Below are 15,893 nucleotides of genomic sequence, written 5' to 3'. Positions count from 1 at the left end.
TCGTGTGGCTAAACCTCTTCTGGGTCTCAGGGTGCTCGTCGTTGACGACAATGACGACGCCGCAGAGTCGTTGGCGGTCCTCCTGGCGTTCGACGGGGCGGAGGCCAAAGTTGAGCATGACGCGACCAACATCGTCGCGGTCGTGAGCGAGTTCAATCCCGCGCTGATACTTCTTGACCTTGAGCTGCCGGTCGTCGACGGTTTCCAGGCTTGCCACCAGATCCGAACGCTGAAGGGCGACGGTGTTTACATCGCTGCCATCACAGGCTGGAGCCGCGAAGAAGACAGGGCTCGATCACTTGCAGCAGGGTTCGATAGCCACCTGCTCAAGCCTATATCGACACCACGGCTTGAACAGTTGTGCCAAGTTGCCTTAGCGCGCCAACGCGCGACCTACGCTTACGTGAATGCGGAATCTCGGCTTCGTAAGCCTTGAACGTCCAGCTTAGGCGCCAAACATCGTGACCCTATTCGTCCGCGCGGTCCGGGGTAATCCGACCGCATTTGGGAAGCAAAATTCTGGATCGGCCCACGCCTGAGTGGAGCCTCTTGGTAGCGAGCCGCCCGGTCCGGTCGCTTGGCGTTGAACCCCTGCTTTCCGTCGTGCCTTATTGCAGCCGCAGCGACCGGTTTGACAGCGGATAGCTGCCGTTTGATAAGCACGCACGAACGTCGGTGGCAGCCTTAAGCCGGCATCCGGTCACTGAGGCACGGCTGTGCAACGGGAGCCGCCGGTCGACCTGGTGGCCAATAACGACGGTCAGCCGCAAAAGGTTTGACGATCAGAGCGCTCGACCGCACAGAACAGTCGGCAGGCCTTGCGGCACTGCCTACCGACCGTGCGGTCTTACGTCAGCTGATTGTCTTCGCTCAGGAGTTCAGTTGCGGTCAGTACGCGGCGCGCGCATGGCGTAGTTAGACCCGTTGGACGTGGTGGTCGCGCCCTCGGCCGCGGTGCGGTCGGCACCCATCAGGCCGCCGCTGCGGTTATTCGGATTGCGGCCCATGTCCTGGTCGCCTGGTGTCACGGCAGCCTTGGCTGCACGGCCGGCGCTTGTAGAAGCTGAGTTGGCATTGGTATCGCTGCCCATCAGTCCACCGGTGCGGTTATCCGGATTGCGCCCCATGTTTTGGTCGCCGGGAGTCACTGCGGCACTCGCCGCGCGGCCAACAGGGGTCGTGGCGGTCTGAGCCGCTGCAGTTGTTGCCAGCGCGGCTACAGCGATCATAACGAGAAGGTGCTTTGACATGACCAGTCTCCGGTAGAGGTAAGGGACAGTCATTGGGCAATCAGCATGCCAGCCCGGTTTGCATGGCCTTGGCTCACCGGCGGGCGAGTTCGAAACTTTGACTTCGACCCCTCGTTTGCCTTAGGTCAGGAAGCGGTCGCCCGGCAGGCCCGCCGCGAGCGACAGCAACCAGCGTCGAGCAGCCGTTGCCAGTGGCTTCTCAACCCGCTCGAGGCCGGCCACCACGTTCAGCCCGTGAGTCCAACTAAGTTGAATCGCTGCGATGAGGAAGTTGACGATTCGACCCGGTTCCATAGGAGGGATCGACCATTGTCGACACGCCTCAACTGAAGTCGGCAGATTCACTAAGTTGAAAAAGGCACTGCGATTCGCGATTCGAAGCGCCGCGCCCAGCGCTTGCGCAAAAGGCAACGCCGGTGCCGGGCGGTCGCTGGGCCTGTCTCGCCGGAGCTGGCAAGACTCACACGAGTCTTGCCAACATAGACGGGCGTGCTGCCGTTCGCGGCGAGCTGGTGGACCCCAACGTCAAGCCTCTGCGGACGGCGCCAGATCGGCGTTCGCCTTCGTCGGCTTCTTTCCTGCAGCTTTCTTCACGGGAGCAGCCTTGACGGCCTTCTTGACGGGTGTCTTCGCGGCAGCGGCCGCTTTGGTCGCCTTCTTGGCAGGTGCTGCCTTCTTCCTGGTGACGCTCTTCTTTGCCGTCTTCGAAGCCGGGGTGACCGTCGCAGTCGGCTTCTTTGCCGCTGCCTTCATTGACGACACGAGGAAGCTTTCGAGTGCATGACCTGCATCCAGCGCCTCGCGAATCCACTGAGGGCGCTTGCCAATGCCATGCCAGCTGTTGCCCTGATCGTCGGCGTACTTCGCTGGCTTGGTGGTACCAGGTTTCTTGGCTGTGCTGGCCTTGGTGCTCGCGGCAGTCTTGCGGCCATTGCTGACAACCGTGCCGTCTGTCGAGCCAAAAAGGTGCTCCGCAGTGAGACCGTGCTGTGCAATCTCGCGCTTGATGCGCGCGATGACGGTCGACTGAATCGACTCGACTTCTTTTTGAAGCCTTGCGATTTGCTCGTTCAGTTTCGCGAGGGACTTTGCCATTCACAACTCCAACATAGTTATGGTTGGAGTCTATCGACTGGAATCGCTATCCAGTGAGCACCTCGGCCACGCGCGGCCCAGCGATGCGATATGCGCGCTGTTTGCGGACGCCCACCTTCAGCCAGTGATCTGGCGCACGTCGAAGTTTGTCTCCTCCCAATCCGCCCAGCTCGAATCGGTGACGACGACGCCCGCAAGGAACTCGTCTTCGTCGAGTTGGTCAGCGACGGGGACGTTTGCCAATGTCACACGCCGGATGGCCTCGCGCAGCTGCTGGACGGAGGCCTGGGCCAAGTCGGCGAGCTTCACAGCACCGTCCGGCGGATATCGATTTCTGTGCCTTCCCAGGCCTCCTCGTCAGCCTTCGGCATGGTGACAACGTGCCGCGCGGCTTCCGACTGCCACTCACGCAGCTGGCCCAGGGTGATGCTGAGCAAGACGGCGCTGGCCCAGGAATCATCGGCGGTCGGCGCATTGGAGAGAGAGTTCATGTCGGCTCCTGTTTCGATGGAGCCAGTCTCGGCGCCAGCCGGTGTGGGGGATATCACCCCAAAGGGGGAACGGTGGGGGATATGGCTAGGCGCATCCCCCTCGCATCCCCCAAAAGGGGGAGACCCGTCAGCAAGTTCCCCCTTAAGGGCGATGGCCTGAAACACCCGCGGTCGAGACACTGACCGTCATCGAAAGCACCCACCCCAGGAGCCGTCATGCAAGCCGTCGTCACCACTGCCGCGCACCGCGCCATCCAGTTCCCCAGCCTCTTCACGCGCTCTCTGGAGAAGATCCAGCCGATCCCGCGCAATGTGCAACGGACCGATGCCAACGCGATCCGCGACAGCATCCTGCGCTGCACCCGCCAGATGAGCGGCACGCAGTCCCACAACCGGCGCGTCATGTTCCTGTCGGGGGTCGAGGTGCGCGAGATCAGCATGGATGACTGGACCCAGGCGAACGAAGCGTTTCAGCCGGTCTGGTTCGGCTGAATCACCACTGCGATGCGGGTCGCCTGCTCTGCGGACGCGGCGGTCAGTCGGCACCAGCGCGCTCGGGGATGTCAGCGGTGTTCGGCAGCGGCGAAGGGGCTTGAGCGCGCCAGGTCCGCGGTGACTTCCGCGCGGTTGCGCACTCGCCGGACGACCGAGCGCACGCGCGCTTCGCCATCGGGCACCAGCGTGTAGAGGTCTGCACGCGCCCAGCGCAGTGCGTCCAGGCAACACAACATGTCGTCGCTGATGGCGACGTCGACGGCGCGCAGCTCGAAGACGTCCAGCGGAAACGTCCGGCCGTTGTACGTGGCGGCGATGAAGGCGGCGACGCGACGCGTCTGGCCGGAGTCGCTGCTTTCAGCGATCTTGAGCAGCCGGGCGAACGCGCGCTCGGCTTTGGTGGTGGCTTGCAGGGACCGAGCAGCGCAGCGGGCGAGCTGGTCCAGGGTGGAAGCTGACATGGTGATCTCCTAGCGACGAGGTGCGCGGCATGGCCGATGCTCAGCCCGGCCGCATGCAATGGGCGCGCTGGATTCGAAGGGTGAATCCAGCGCAGGCGTGCAGACGGCGGGAGGCTCAAGCCTTCAGCTTGCGCATCTCCTCGGCCAGCATCCACAGAGCGCGGTTGAGGCTCACGCCCCGGTCGATGCTCTGCACCGGTCGGGTATGCAAGCGCTTGCCCTGGGCGCTGCGGCCGGGCTGTCCACCCTGGATGACGTTCTCCTGCACCCGCTGGAAGGTCGTCCACAGGCTGTGCCCGGTGTCCTCGATGCGCCGGGCATGGATCAGCTGCTCGGCCGTCACCGGTGCGGGCGGCTGGCCCTCGATCCGTTCACCGAAGCGCAAGGCCAGCGCCGCCGTCGCAAACGCCTTCTGCTCGCCGTGGTCCAGTTGCAACGCCTTCATGCCTTCGGCGTGTTCCTCGACGGCGCTGAACTCCTCCAGCACCCGGAAAGCACCCTCGATGACTTCGCCCTGGATGTTCCCCTTGTGAGGGATGCGGATGTCTTCGACCACGTCGCCGACAACCAGGCCGTTACAGCAGACGAACCTGAACTATGTCCAGCGCCGAACTATGTCCTGTCGCCGCCTGTTCGCCTGATGCCGCCGAGGGCGCTCGCCAGTAGCGCTGGACATAGCAATCCTCCCTGTCGGGCATTCCGCCCGCAAGGAGAGCATCTTGGAACCCACCCTCGAAGGCGCGATGGCGCTCGCGCGAAGCGCGACCGGACCTCTGTCGCCGCATCTCACGGCATTCGTCGCATCGTTGATCGATCAGCGTTACGCCATCGTCTGCTTGCGTGCCAAGGCTTGGCGAGCCGCAGCGTTCGATGCATGGCTCTGCAAGCAAGGCATTGAGCTCGCGGACCTGTGCGAAGCGCACATCGAGCAGTTCTCGCGTCGCAACTATCAGCCTCGCAGCGACTGTCGCAGCAAGCCGCGTCGCCACGAGGCGCCAGCACTGCAGCAGCTCCTGCGCTATCTGCGGGCCCAAGGACTGTGCGCAGCGACAGCGGAACGCACGCTCCCCGCCGACGCGCTGCTCGTCGGCTTCGAGCAGTTCCTGCTGCGTGATCGCGGCCTGGCTGTCAGCACGACGGGCGGCTACCGGGCAAGCGTGCGCGAGTTCCTCGTCGATCGCTTCGGCCGCGAGCGCGTTGACCTCGGCGCGCTGCGCGCGATGGACATCATCGGCTTCGTGCAACGCCGGCCCCAGCGCGCGCGGCCACACGCGCTCAAGCATGTTGTCACGGCGCTGCGTGCCTTTCTTCGCTGGGGCCAGTACCGCGGTGAGATCGATGCGGCACTGATCCATTCAGTGCCGACGGTGGCGTCGTGGAGCACGACGCCACCGCTGCCCAGGGCTATCTCTGCCGATCACGCGCGCGGCGCGATCGACAGCTGCGATCCCGGTACCGCCGTCGGCCGGCGCGATCGGGCTGTGCTGCTGCTGTTGGCACGCCTGGGCTTGCGCGGAGGCGAAGTCATCTCCCTGTTGCTGGACGACATCGACTGGGACGCCGGCCACCTGCGCGTTCGCGGCAAGAACGGCCACGAGTGCCTGATGCCGCTGCCGGTCGATGTTGGCCAGGCCATCGCCGCGTACCTGCGCAGTGGTCGGCCGCCGAGCGCCGACCGCCATCTTTTTCTGCGCGCCCGCGCACCGCTCAGAGGTTTGATGCACGGCTCGGACGGGGTTGGCTCGATCGTACGCAAGGCCCTGGAGCGGGCCGGCATCGATGCGCCGCACAAGGGATCGCATCAGTTCCGCCACGCGCTGGCGGTGCGCATGCTGCAAGGCGGCGCGTCGCTGCCGGAGATCGGCGAGGTGCTGCGCCACCGCAACCCGGTGTCCACGTCGATCTACGCCAAGGTGGACATCGTCGCGCTGCGCACTCTGGCGTCGCCATGGCCCGGCGGTGCGTCATGAACACGCTGCGCGAGGCGCTGCCTGAGTACCTGAGGCTTCGGCGCAGCCTGGGTTTCAAGTTGGAAGACGCCGGCCTGCAGTTGCCGCGCTTCGTCGCTTTTGTCGAAGCGCAAGGGAGCACGCACATCACCACCGCGCTGGCGCTGGCTTGGGCACAACAGTCGGCATCGGTGCAGCCAGCCGAGTGGGCACGTCGCCTTGGCAGCGTGCGCTGCTTCGCCCGATATCGCAGCGCCACTGATGCACTGACCGAGATTCCGCCGTCGGGTCTGCTGCCGCATCGATCCACCCGGGCGCGGCCGTATCTGTACTCGGACGAAGAGGTCCAGCGCCTGCTCAATGCCGCGTTGCAGCTGCCTACCCGTTGGCACTCGACGCCGCTGCGCCCTTGGGAGTTTCATTGCCTGTTCGGCCTGCTCAGCACCACCGGCATGCGCATCTCGGAGGCGCTGAACCTGCACGTCGCCGATGTCGATCTCGACCAGGCCCTGCTGACGATCCGCGGCGCCAAGCTGGGCAACACTCGGCTCGTGCCGCTGCATGCGAGCACGGCGCGCGTGCTGGCCGACTACCTGCAGCGGCGCCAGGCGTTCTTTGCGCGGCCGATCTCGCCCTATGTTTTTGTCTCGCGCACGGGCAATCGGCTCGACATGGCCCACGTGCACCGGACGTTCTATGCGCTGTCGCGCCAGATCGGTCTGCGCGGGCCGCAAGCCAGTCACGGGCCACGCATCCACGACTTGCGACATCGCTTCGCCGTTCAAGTGCTCACGCGGTGGTACCAAGCGGGTGAAGACCCGGCCCGCCTGCTGCCGGTGCTATCGACGTACATCGGCCACGTGCGTGTGCAGGACACGTACTGGTACTTGAGCGCCTGGCCAGAGTTGATGACGCAGGCCATGCAGCGCCTGGAGCGGCGCTGGGAGGCGGCGCCATGACGGCCCGGGCCAGCTTCGCCGCGCTGTTGGAGAGCTTCTTCACGCAGCGCTTGATGCACCAACGCCAGGCCAGCGCGCACACGATCGCCTCGTACCGAGACACCTTCAGGATGCTGCTGCAGTTCGTAAAGAAGCGTCTGTGCAAGGCGCCCTCGGCGGTCGCGCTGGAGGACATCGATGCGCCGTTGGTGGCGGCGTTTCTGGATGAGCTGGAGACCGCGCGCGGTGTCGCGGCGCGCACGCGCAACCTTCGGTTGACGGCGGTGCATTCGTTCTTTCGCTACGCCTCCTATGAAGCGCCCACGCACGCGGCGCAGATCGCTCGCGTTCTGGCCATACCGGCGAAGAAGTTCGACCGCGCCCTGGTCGGCTTCCTGAGTCGAGCCGAAGTCGATGCGCTGCTGGCGGCGCCGAATCAAGCCGCGTGGTCAGGTCGCCGCGACCATGCGCTGATGCTGCTGGCGGTGCAGACCGGGCTGCGGCTGTCTGAGTTGATCTCTCTTCGCCCCGACGATGTGCAGCTGGGCACCGGCTCGCACGTGCGCGTGGTGGGCAAGGGGCGCAAGGAGCGGTGTACGCCACTGAGCAAGGCCACACGCGCGGTTCTGGCCGCGTGGCTGCGAGAGCCAACACGGGCGCCGAATCAGCCGGTGTTTCCGAACGCGCGCGGCGGCCCGCTCAGCTCGCACGGCGTGCACTACCTGCTGGCCAAGCATGTCGCGGTGGCCGGCGCGAAGTGCGCATCGCTGGCGCGCAAGCGCGTCTCGCCGCACGTGCTCCGGCACACGACGGCCATGGACTTGCTGCAAGGGGGGGTCGAGCAATCGGTCATCGCGCTGTGGCTCGGCCACGAATCGATCGAGACAACGCAGATCTACCTGGATGCGAATCTGGAGTTGAAGGAGAAGATGCTCGAGAAGACCAGTCCGCCAAGCGGCAAGCCCGGTCGTTTCAGGCCCGACGACAAGCTGCTGGCGTTTCTCAAGAACCTGTGATCCCGGTTCGGACTATGTGCCCGCTCGCGCGCAGCTTTCATTGGGTGAATGCTGATCGACGGGACATAGTTCGGCAGTGGACATAGTTCCGACTATGGACAGCAGGACATAGCCTGAACATGCCCGCGAGCATTTGGTATGAGCTGGCGCCGTCGTGGCTGTTGATGAGGATGATCTCGTTGGCCTCGGGCTTAGCCTGGACCTGGCCAGCATGGCGCATGCGGATCATGTGCTTGGTGAACTCCGCCTTGCCCTCCACGCGGCTAGCACCCTGGGCGACCATGAAGGGCTCAAAACCTTCCTTGCACAGGCCGCGCAAGACATCGATGGTCGGGATGTAGGTGTAGCGGTCGGAACGGCTGGCGTGCTTGCCTTGCGCAAAGATGGACGGCGCCGCAGCGCGCATCTGGTCTTCGCTCAGGGGCGTGTGGCTGCGGACGACGTGGGTGCTGCGGCCAGCGAAACGGGCGGCCAGGGTCGGATGGGTCGAATGCATGGCGAGTCTCCTGAAGACAGACCAGCCGGCGCCCGTTCTGGGTTCCTGACAACTGATCCTCTTGCTCGGACTCCTCGCTCCCGCCCACGGGCGGGCGGGGGGTGGGCATGGCCCCTTCCGGCGGGAAGGGGTTAGGGATGGTTGTTCAAACTGCAGCCCAAGCAGTGCGCCGGTTTCCCGGCCCGCCGCTAGAAGATCCCCCCACAAGTCCCCCTCACAAGGGGACGGGGGTTGTGGGGGGAGCGCGGTGGGACGACCGGCGCACAGGCTGCCCCACCACGGGCGACGCAGCCCAGCAGGCGATGTGACAGCTTGCCTGGCGCACCGCGTGCAGCGAAGGAGGCCGGAGTTCATGAGACGCGGCGGCTCTGCGGCTGGCGTGACACGAAGCAAAGCGGCTGGCGCGACGGTCGAGCCGTGGCGATCACCTCAGCAGCGGCCCGGCCTCGGGCTTGGCGGGCGCTCGGAGTGGCGATCTGGCCGGGTCAGCGCGCAGCGCAGGTGATCAGGACCGGCTTGTTCGCCAAGCAGGCCGTTCGCGCGCAGCGGGAAGGAGAGTGCCTGCGGCCGGCGAGCGCGGGAGGGCCGCAATGGAGTTGGTACGCAGCGCGTGCTTCGACGCTTCGTTTCAAGCCCCCAGCATCAACGAAGAAGACGTCACCTGGAGCAGCTCAGGCTGGTCTCTGCCGAAGCCGCTCATAGGTCGGCTCGCAGCCTGTGCCGGCTTTGTCAGCGATCAGTAGCTTCCGCTTTGAGCACCAAGCTCCCGCCCCATCTGGGGCCCGAGTGTCAGGACCTGGCCGCCTGCGTGCGCACGGGGAATATTCAAGATGCAGCCGGTCATTCAATATGGTTGCCGCATCGGGCGTTAGCTGAGCTTGAACACGGCCACCGCCTGAACCAACTGTTCGGCCTGGCCATTCAGGCTTTCAGCCGCAGCGGTGCTTTCTTCCACAAGTGCCGCATTCTGCTGAGTGGTTTGGTCCATCTGACTGACCGCCTCGCCGACCTGCGCAACTCCAGCGCTCTGCTCGGCGCTGGCCGCGGTGATCTCGCCCATGATGTCAGTAACTCGTTTGATGGAGGCCACCACTTCCAACATGGTGGCGCCGGCCTGGTCGACCAGCACCGCGCCCTGCTCAACGCGCTCGACACTTGCAGTGATCAGGCTCTTGATTTCTTTGGCGGCGTCCGCGCTTCGCCCTGCCAAGTGCCGCACTTCGGTAGCAACTACCGCGAAGCCGCGGCCTTGCTCGCCTGCGCGTGCCGCCTCAACCGCCGCATTCAGGGCGAGGATGTTTGTCTGGAAGGCAATGCTGTCGATCACGCCGACAATCGCGGAGATCTTCTTGCTGCTGTCGTTGATGCCCTTCATCGTGTCGACCGCTTGACTGACGACCTGTCCACCCTTGATCGCGGCACTGTTGGCTTCTAGTGCCAGCTGGTTGGCGTGACGCGCGTTATCCGCGGTGTGCTTGACCGTGGAACTGAGCTCTTCCATCGACGCCGCCGTCTCCTCCAGCGCAGCTGCTTGCTGCTCGGTCCTTGCGCTGAGGTCGTTGTTGCCTTGTGCGATCTCACTAGATCCGGTGGCGATGCTGTCGCTGCTCAATCGAACCTGCGTCACGATCACTGTTAGCGCCTCGCGCATTTGGCGCATCGCCGCCATGATGCTGCTTCGATCCCCGGGCGCTATCGGAACGTCGACCGATAGATCGCCTTGCGCTACGGAGCGGGCCATAGCGGCCGCGACCGCGGGCTCACCACCCACAGCTGCCCAAACGGCTTTGCGTATCCAGAGGCCGAAGCCCGCCAAAACCAGCGCAGCCAAGCCCAGCAACAGCCATTGCGCCCACATCATTGTCCTTGCCGTTGATTCGAAGGCAGCAATCGATAGGTCGGCAAATGCAGTCGAGTCTTTTACCGTGGCATCTACGCCAGCGCGATGCCTAAGGTACACGCTGTGCGCCGTTCTCAGCACCGCCTGCAAAGCAGCTACTTCCGCTTTCTCGTCCAACGCAGCGGCGACCTTCTCGGCAGCAGCAATGAATTCAACGCCTGCTTCGTGCTGCTCGCCGCGCAACTTGGCTTCCAGCCCGTAGGGTGGGTTGTCTTTCCAGAACTGGAGGCGGGCCTGATAGTCACTCTTCAATCGGCCTACCTCTGCCTTCACCCTTTCCGGCGACAGAGTGCCCTCCACTCCTTGGGAGAGCACCAGACGCATCTCGATGAGGTAGAGCGGTGGTGGAAGGACGTCCGCCGTGACGTCTTTGGCTACGAATGTTCGAGTCGCAGCAGTATTCGCCTGACGCGCCCCCCACAACGATGTGGCGCCGACCATCGCCATCACGCTCAGAGCGACAGCCGTGAAAGCCGTCAGCATGGCGCGCAGCCCCATGCGGGGACGGGCGTGCACGTCGGTACTGTTAGGCCGTGTGACTGCCATCTCGATATGCCTCCGATAGGCGGAAAGTGCGGCCGTGGGATATCCGCGCGTCCGTTCTGACGTCGTCTTCTTTTTCTGAACTACGAACAGTATCGGCCGGTCAGGGGTGACCTATACGGACCAGCAGTCGGAAAGGCGGTCATTCTTCATCTAGATCGGCACTTGATCTCATCCTGCGGTGCCGGCTGCCTAGTGCCAGCCAGTTGCCGTGGTCCTGCGAGGTTCCGCTTTGGGCACTAAGCTTCTGCACCCGATCCGGCATTGAATGACAGGACCTGGCCGGGACTTCCACTTCGCGGCCGCAGCAAATAGCTGACCTCGTCCGTCCGCGCCTGGTGCCTCGAGAGGCAGCTACGTTGCGCTCGGCCGAGCGCGCAGCCCGACGATTTGACGACACTGGCGAATGACTGTTCAGCGACCGCGCGATCCAGCTACTCAGTAGGGTTCGCCGTCCTTGTGCGTGAAGAGCCATCTGCCGTCTTCTCCAAGGCGCGCAGCGATGTCGTCGTCCGGATAGCTGGCTTGATCACCTGCTGTTCGGTCTCCTACCACAAGACAGAGACACTCGTGATCGCTGTGGTTGACCAGCATATGAGCGTCCCCGCTGCCCGCGCGGAACCCCGCGCACATCCCGGGCGCCAACACGGTTTCTCCAACGGCTGTGACGAGTGTCGGAGCCCCGGCAAGGACGTAGACAAACTCGTCCTGCCTCAGGTGCGCATGCCGGAGTGCCGACACGGCGCCCGGCGCCAGAGAAAGCAGATTGACGCCAAAGTTCGAGAGCCCGAAAACCTCACCCAGCGGCCGTATCACCCGGCCAGACATGCGCGAAGCGAAAGGCTCCGGGTAGTTGCTGGGCTTGCTTCGTGCCGCAGCCTGGTGAGCATGTATGGCGACCGGCGGCTTGTGTTGGTTCATGTGTTTTCCTCGAAGTCTTTGCAGCCCTTGTGGGCTGGCCGCGCTGTCCGGCAGGACGCGCGGCACGAAGCGCGGTCCTAGCGCCTCAGCATTGGCGGCGAAACGCTGGGCCTGGCAGACCTTTTCGCCCTCGAACCGGGAGGCCAGTACCGTGGGGTCCTCCCGCTCCAGCCGCTGGCGGACTGGCCTGACCTCGCTGGGCGAGCTTTCGATGCCGGCCGGGTCGTCCAGGGGCAGCGTCGGTTGCGCGAGGACCGGCGCGAGCATCGCCGGCTCCAGCATCATCGACAGCGCGAAGTTGCCGGTCCAGCACATGCCGATCGCGCCGACGCCAGGACCGCCGCATTCCTCATGGGCCAGCCGGGCGAGCGCCCGGAGCCACTGCGTCACCTGGCTCGAACGATTGCCGGCCGCTTTGCCGGAGAAGGCATGAAACTCGGCGCTGACGCAGTCGCGCTTGAAAACTTCGGCGCCCTGCTCTGCCTGGGGCACGGCACCATCCCGCCCGAAGAGCGAGGGCATGTAGACCGTGAAGCCGGCGTAGCGCACCCATCGACTGAACCGGGCCGACATGCGGGCTGATGCCGGGCATCTCGGTCATGACGATCACGGCCGGTCCTGCGCCCGCGACATGGACCTGCTTGCGGCTCCCGTCGAGTGTGATCTCGCGAAGGGTGAAGTCTTCGAGCGAGTCTTGTTCATTCATGCTGCGCTTGGTCATGGGCTGGTCCCGGCATCGGGTGGCTCGCAGGGTCAGAGCGTCCCTTGTTCCAGGCTGTGCAGATAGTTGAACTCTGGCGCCTCGACGCCCGCCAGACGACGGATCTCCACCAAGCGGTCGGACTCGAAGAAGGCTTTGGCCTGCGCAAGCGAGGTCCACCTGGAAAAGTGAACGACACGGTTGTGATCGCGCTCGTCGTGCAGCAAGTGATAGCTCTGCTCTCCGGCCTCCTTGCGGATGACGGCGGCCTCGTCAAAGACCTGCTTCCAGGCGGGATAGTCCTTGACGGCATGAATGATGAGTACGTAGTCCATGGGTTTGCGGTGTTAGTCAGTCAGGCCAGTGGCATGCAACACAGAGCTTGTTGCCATCAGGGTCGCGGAAGTAGGCGCCGTAATAGTGCTCGTGATACTCGGGCCGCATGCCAGGCGCGCCCTCGCAAGTGCCGCCATGCGCCAGGGCAGCGGCATAGGCGTCGCGCACAGCGGCCCTGTTTCCGGCAAGGAAGGCCACCATCTGCCCATTGCCCGCTTGGTGCGCCTGCCCGTCGTAGGGGCTGGCCATGACGAACAGCGGGCGCAGCCCCGGGTGCGATTGCCAGCCCGCCCAGGGGCGGCTCGCATCGCAGAAACGGGCTTGAACGCCGAGGGCTGCCATTAAGGGTTGGTAGAAGACGAGCGCGCGCTCGAAGTCACCCACGCCGACGAAGATGTGTGAAAGCATGGGTGGAATCGCTGTTTGCTAGTGCTTGACTTCGACGGTAGCCCGGAGCGTGAGCGGAATGCCGCCGCGCAGTGACAGGACGCCGATGACCGAACGGGTGTGCAGCCCTGCCTCGCCGAAGATGTCGACGAGGAGATCGGAGGCGCCATCCAGGACTTTCGCGTGATCCTCGAAGTCCGCTGCCGTGCAGATGGCGCCATGCATTTCGACGATGCGTTCGACCCGGTCCAGGGAACCGAGCGCATGCCTGATCGTGGCCAGGAGATCCATGCATGCGGAGCGCGCGAGTTCACGGCCCTGGGCTGTCGAATAGTCGCTGCCGACGCGTCCTCTTGGGGAAACACCATCGACCGGAAGGGGCGCCTTGCCCGACAGGAACAGCAGATGGCCCGATTGCACGGTCGTTGCGTAGTTGCCTGCCGGGCCGCTGCCGGTCGGCAGCCGTAGACCAAGAGACTTGATTCTTTGCTCAGCGCTCATGGTGTTCAGGAACAAAGTGGAAGGATCTGCAGCCACGCTGCGAGGTGCTCGGGCGCCAGCCATGCGCGAAAGATCAGGGCGCCGGCCGCCAACAGCAACAGCGCCGGTAGCCCGTGTCGCCAGAACCCGACCGTGAAGCGCTTCATACCGGCATTCTGCTCAGAGCGGGTCGCGCAATCTCGTGATCGTTGATGGGCCAGTGGAGCGCCGCAGCAAACACGCCCAGCGCCACCGCGCAGATCCAGATCAAGTCGTAGGACTGGGTCTGCTCGAACAGGTAGCTACCCATCCAGACGCCAAGAAACGATCCCAACTGGTGGCCGAAGAAGACGAAACCGAACAGCGTCGTGACGTAGCGCAGGCCGAAGATCTGCGAGACCAGGCCGTTGGTCAGCGGCGCCGTGCCTAGCCAGAGGAAGCCCATCATTCCGGCAAACAAATACAGGCTGATGGGGCTCAGCGGCAGGAGCACGAACAGCGCCATCGCCACCGCGCGCAGCAGGTAGATGCCGGCCAACAGATACTTTCTGCGATGGCGCGCACCCAGCAGCCCGAAGCAATAGGTGCCCAGCACGTTCGCCAACGCGATGATTGCCAAGGCAGTGACGGCGTGGGCAGGCGCCATGCCTTTGTCGAGCAGATAGGCGGGCAGATGCGTGGCGATGAAGGCGAGCTGGAATCCGCAGGCCAGGAAACCCAGGTTGAGCATCCAGAAGCCCGAATGCCTGAATGCCTCCCTCAGCGCGGCGGACAAGGGCTGCTCAGCCTCGCCGGCCATCGATACCGCGCTGTCACTGCGCAATGGGAAGGCGAGTGGCATGACGAGCAGCATGGCAAGGGCCAAGGCGAACAAGGCGCCGGGCCAGCTCCAAGCGCTCAGGAGTTGCTGCGCGGCCGGCACCAGGGCGAACTGCACCAGGCCGCCGATGGCCCCAGACAGGCCGAGGGCCCAGCTGCGTCGCTCCGGCGCCACCAGCCGGCTGATAGCGCCGTACACCGCGCCAAACGTCGTGCCGGACAGGCCGATGCCAATACATACGCCAGCAGCCCAGACAAAGCTCGTCGGCGTGGCCGCGTGCAACATGAAGAACAAACCTGCGGCGTAGAACAGCAGGCCCCCAGCGATGACCTTGGCGGAGCCGAAGCGGTCGGCGACCATGCCGGTGAAGGGTTGCGCGATGCCCCAGCTCAGGTTCTGAATCGCCATGGCGAACCCGAAGGTCTCGCGCGACCAGCCCCGGTCCATGGTCACGGGCAACAGGAACAGGCCCTGCACATGGCGCACGCCCAGGGCGAGGCCCATGACGATGCCGCCGGCCAGGACCAGCACCCAGGCTTGCTGCCACCAGGCGGCAGGCAGAGTTGTTGATTCCGAGGGCGAAGAATGCGTTTGCACAGGATCTCTCTTTGCGGCCATTACAGGATTTGCGGGCCCGTGCTTCAATCGATCTTCTCGTCGCACCACATGCGCCACAGGAATGTCACTCCCGCTCGTCCGCTTGTCGTACTTGGACCTGATCCGCGGCTTCGTCGCGGTCGGGCGGCGCATGAGCATCACGCTCGCGTCGCAGGACCTTTGCCTCACGCAATCGGCGGTGAGCCGCCAGATCAACGCCCTGGAGGAGCAGTTGGGCGTCAAACTGCTGGTCCGCGGCTACCGCTCCATCGCCTTCACGCCCGCGGGTGAGCGCTTGTTCCGAAGCGCCGATGGCGCCGTGCAGCAGTTGCAGGATGTGGTCGGCGAGATCCACAAGACCGGCGTGCTCAAGCCGGTCATGTTGAGCGCGACCATAGGTGTCACCGGCTTGTGGCTGCTGCCGCGGCTAAGCCGCTTTCAGAAGCGCCATCCGGGCGTGGACCTGCGTGTCTCGGCGAACAACCGGGTCGCCGATCTGCGCGCCGAAGGCGTAGACCTGGCCATTCGCTACACCACGGAGGCCTTGGCGCCCGAGGGGGCCGTACGCCTGTTTGGCGAGTCCGTCGCACCGGTGGCGCATCCTTCTCTAGGTCTCAAGTCCTTGCGCTCGGCGCAGGCCTTCACCAAGCTGTCGCTGCTCGAGTTCGACAACCCCATGCATCCCTGGCTGCAATGGGGGGACTGGCTCAGCGCGCGCGGCTGGGCCGATGTGAAGCACCGGGGTGTGCTTCATTTCAATCAATACGATCAGGTGATCCAGGCAGCCCTCGATGCGCAGGGCGTGGCATTGGGGCGGCTGGAGCTGATACAGCCCCTGCTGGATGCGGGCAGGCTGGTGTTGTTGGCCCCGCCTAGGCACGGCGCCGAGATGACGCATGCCTATTGGCTCATCGCCGCAAGCGAGCACCCCCGGGCCGACGTGCGCCGGGTGGCGGAGTGGATCGTGAGCGAAGCGCAGACCTCCCGCGAACTCGCCGGGTCCGGCGCCGCTTAGGCT

The 15,893-nt window shown here is 64.7% G+C and carries 19 protein-coding genes and 2 pseudogenes; 6 read left to right on the top strand and 15 right to left on the bottom strand.

Annotation, left to right across the window (positions count from 1 at the left end; translation table 11 throughout):
- Positions 1–31 precede the first annotated feature (31 nt).
- The gene (locus ASC81_RS09010; RefSeq protein WP_056265534.1) at positions 32–436 is read left to right on the top strand and encodes a response regulator; all 405 of its coding nucleotides are present in this window, start codon (positions 32–34) and stop codon (positions 434–436) included.
- A gap of 442 nt (positions 437–878) precedes the next feature.
- Here ASC81_RS09010 and ASC81_RS26950 read toward each other — a convergent pair whose 3' ends face one another.
- From ASC81_RS26950 to ASC81_RS08990, 5 genes are all read right to left on the bottom strand, one after another.
- Positions 879–1,250, bottom strand: coding sequence for a hypothetical protein (locus ASC81_RS26950; protein WP_156391940.1), 372 nt, complete (start codon positions 1,248–1,250; stop codon positions 879–881).
- Between the two features lie 120 nt (positions 1,251–1,370).
- Positions 1,371–1,661, bottom strand: coding sequence for a hypothetical protein (locus ASC81_RS27825; RefSeq protein WP_156391938.1), 291 nt, complete (start codon positions 1,659–1,661; stop codon positions 1,371–1,373).
- Between the two features lie 114 nt (positions 1,662–1,775).
- Entirely contained in the window at positions 1,776–2,345 is a 570-nt protein-coding gene (locus tag ASC81_RS09000; RefSeq protein ID WP_056265529.1) for an H-NS family nucleoid-associated regulatory protein, read from the bottom strand.
- Between the two features lie 117 nt (positions 2,346–2,462).
- Positions 2,463–2,654 (bottom strand): hypothetical protein, encoded by a 192-nt coding sequence (locus ASC81_RS08995; RefSeq protein WP_056265527.1) that lies wholly within the window; start codon positions 2,652–2,654, stop codon positions 2,463–2,465.
- Positions 2,651–2,836: a hypothetical protein gene (locus ASC81_RS08990; protein ID WP_056265523.1), complete on the bottom strand. Its 186-nt coding sequence runs from the start codon at positions 2,834–2,836 to the stop codon at positions 2,651–2,653. The genes ASC81_RS08995 and ASC81_RS08990 overlap by 4 nt, the downstream gene beginning before the upstream one ends.
- A 216-nt stretch (positions 2,837–3,052) precedes the next feature.
- On the opposite strand from ASC81_RS08990, the gene ASC81_RS08985 reads away from it, so the two are divergent.
- The gene (locus ASC81_RS08985) at positions 3,053–3,328 is read left to right on the top strand and encodes a hypothetical protein (protein WP_056265520.1); all 276 of its coding nucleotides are present in this window, start codon (positions 3,053–3,055) and stop codon (positions 3,326–3,328) included.
- A 71-nt stretch (positions 3,329–3,399) separates the two neighbouring features.
- Here the strand turns inward: ASC81_RS08985 and ASC81_RS08980 are convergent, their stop codons facing one another.
- Positions 3,400–3,792, bottom strand: a complete 393-nt coding sequence (locus ASC81_RS08980) for a hypothetical protein (protein ID WP_235533609.1) — start codon at positions 3,790–3,792, stop codon at positions 3,400–3,402.
- A gap of 115 nt (positions 3,793–3,907) precedes the next feature.
- Positions 3,908–4,387: pseudogene (locus ASC81_RS08975) on the bottom strand (DUF932 domain-containing protein); the annotation flags it as partial.
- Between the two features lie 124 nt (positions 4,388–4,511).
- Between ASC81_RS08975 and ASC81_RS08970 the strand changes: the two are divergent.
- The 3 genes from ASC81_RS08970 to ASC81_RS08960 are packed head-to-tail and all read left to right on the top strand — an operon-like array spanning position 4,512 to position 7,695.
- Entirely contained in the window at positions 4,512–5,762 is a 1,251-nt protein-coding gene (locus tag ASC81_RS08970) for a tyrosine-type recombinase/integrase (RefSeq protein WP_156391936.1), read from the top strand.
- Complete coding sequence (locus ASC81_RS08965) at positions 5,759–6,700, top strand: tyrosine-type recombinase/integrase (protein ID WP_056265513.1); 942 nt, start codon at positions 5,759–5,761, stop codon at positions 6,698–6,700. The genes ASC81_RS08970 and ASC81_RS08965 overlap by 4 nt, the downstream gene beginning before the upstream one ends.
- A complete protein-coding gene (locus tag ASC81_RS08960) occupies positions 6,697–7,695 on the top strand; it encodes a site-specific integrase (RefSeq protein WP_056265510.1) in 999 nt (332 codons plus the stop codon). Before ASC81_RS08965 ends, ASC81_RS08960 begins: the two co-directional genes overlap by 4 nt.
- A 112-nt stretch (positions 7,696–7,807) precedes the next feature.
- On the opposite strand, the pseudogene ASC81_RS08955 reads toward ASC81_RS08960, so the two are convergent.
- The 8 genes and pseudogenes from ASC81_RS08955 to ASC81_RS08920 all read right to left on the bottom strand — a co-directional run.
- A pseudogene (locus ASC81_RS08955) lies at positions 7,808–8,191 on the bottom strand (DUF932 domain-containing protein); the annotation flags it as partial.
- A gap of 868 nt (positions 8,192–9,059) precedes the next feature.
- The gene (locus ASC81_RS26510) at positions 9,060–10,574 is read right to left on the bottom strand and encodes a methyl-accepting chemotaxis protein (RefSeq protein ID WP_304438372.1); all 1,515 of its coding nucleotides are present in this window, start codon (positions 10,572–10,574) and stop codon (positions 9,060–9,062) included.
- Between the two features lie 498 nt (positions 10,575–11,072).
- Positions 11,073–12,128, bottom strand: a complete 1,056-nt coding sequence (locus tag ASC81_RS27820) for a cupin domain-containing protein (protein WP_235533607.1) — start codon at positions 12,126–12,128, stop codon at positions 11,073–11,075.
- A gap of 180 nt (positions 12,129–12,308) precedes the next feature.
- Positions 12,309–12,590 carry an antibiotic biosynthesis monooxygenase gene (locus ASC81_RS08935; protein ID WP_056265507.1) on the bottom strand — a complete coding sequence of 94 codons (282 nt, stop codon included), beginning with the start codon at positions 12,588–12,590 and terminating at the stop codon, positions 12,309–12,311.
- 16 nt (positions 12,591–12,606) lie between these two features.
- Entirely contained in the window at positions 12,607–12,999 is a 393-nt protein-coding gene (locus ASC81_RS08930; RefSeq protein WP_056265505.1) for a VOC family protein, read from the bottom strand.
- Between the two features lie 18 nt (positions 13,000–13,017).
- Positions 13,018–13,479 carry a RidA family protein gene (locus ASC81_RS26505; protein WP_235533606.1) on the bottom strand — a complete coding sequence of 154 codons (462 nt, stop codon included), beginning with the start codon at positions 13,477–13,479 and terminating at the stop codon, positions 13,018–13,020.
- Between the two features lie 5 nt (positions 13,480–13,484).
- The gene (locus ASC81_RS27355) at positions 13,485–13,625 is read right to left on the bottom strand and encodes a hypothetical protein (RefSeq protein ID WP_162245880.1); all 141 of its coding nucleotides are present in this window, start codon (positions 13,623–13,625) and stop codon (positions 13,485–13,487) included.
- Entirely contained in the window at positions 13,622–14,782 is a 1,161-nt protein-coding gene (locus ASC81_RS08920) for an MFS transporter (protein WP_056265598.1), read from the bottom strand. The genes ASC81_RS27355 and ASC81_RS08920 overlap by 4 nt, the downstream gene beginning before the upstream one ends.
- Before the next feature lie 175 nt (positions 14,783–14,957).
- Between ASC81_RS08920 and ASC81_RS08915 the strand changes: the two genes are divergently transcribed.
- On the top strand, positions 14,958–15,890 hold the full coding sequence (locus tag ASC81_RS08915; protein WP_056265500.1) for a LysR substrate-binding domain-containing protein: 933 nt from the start codon (positions 14,958–14,960) through the stop codon (positions 15,888–15,890).
- Positions 15,891–15,893: the final 3 nt, after the last annotated feature.

Origin of the sequence: Pelomonas sp. Root405 (genome assembly GCF_001425165.1) — a bacterium.
Classification (GTDB): Bacteria; Pseudomonadota; Gammaproteobacteria; order Burkholderiales; family Burkholderiaceae_C; genus Pelomonas.
Note: the sequence above shows the minus strand (reverse complement) of the source record. Positions and strands in the feature narration are given on the sequence as shown.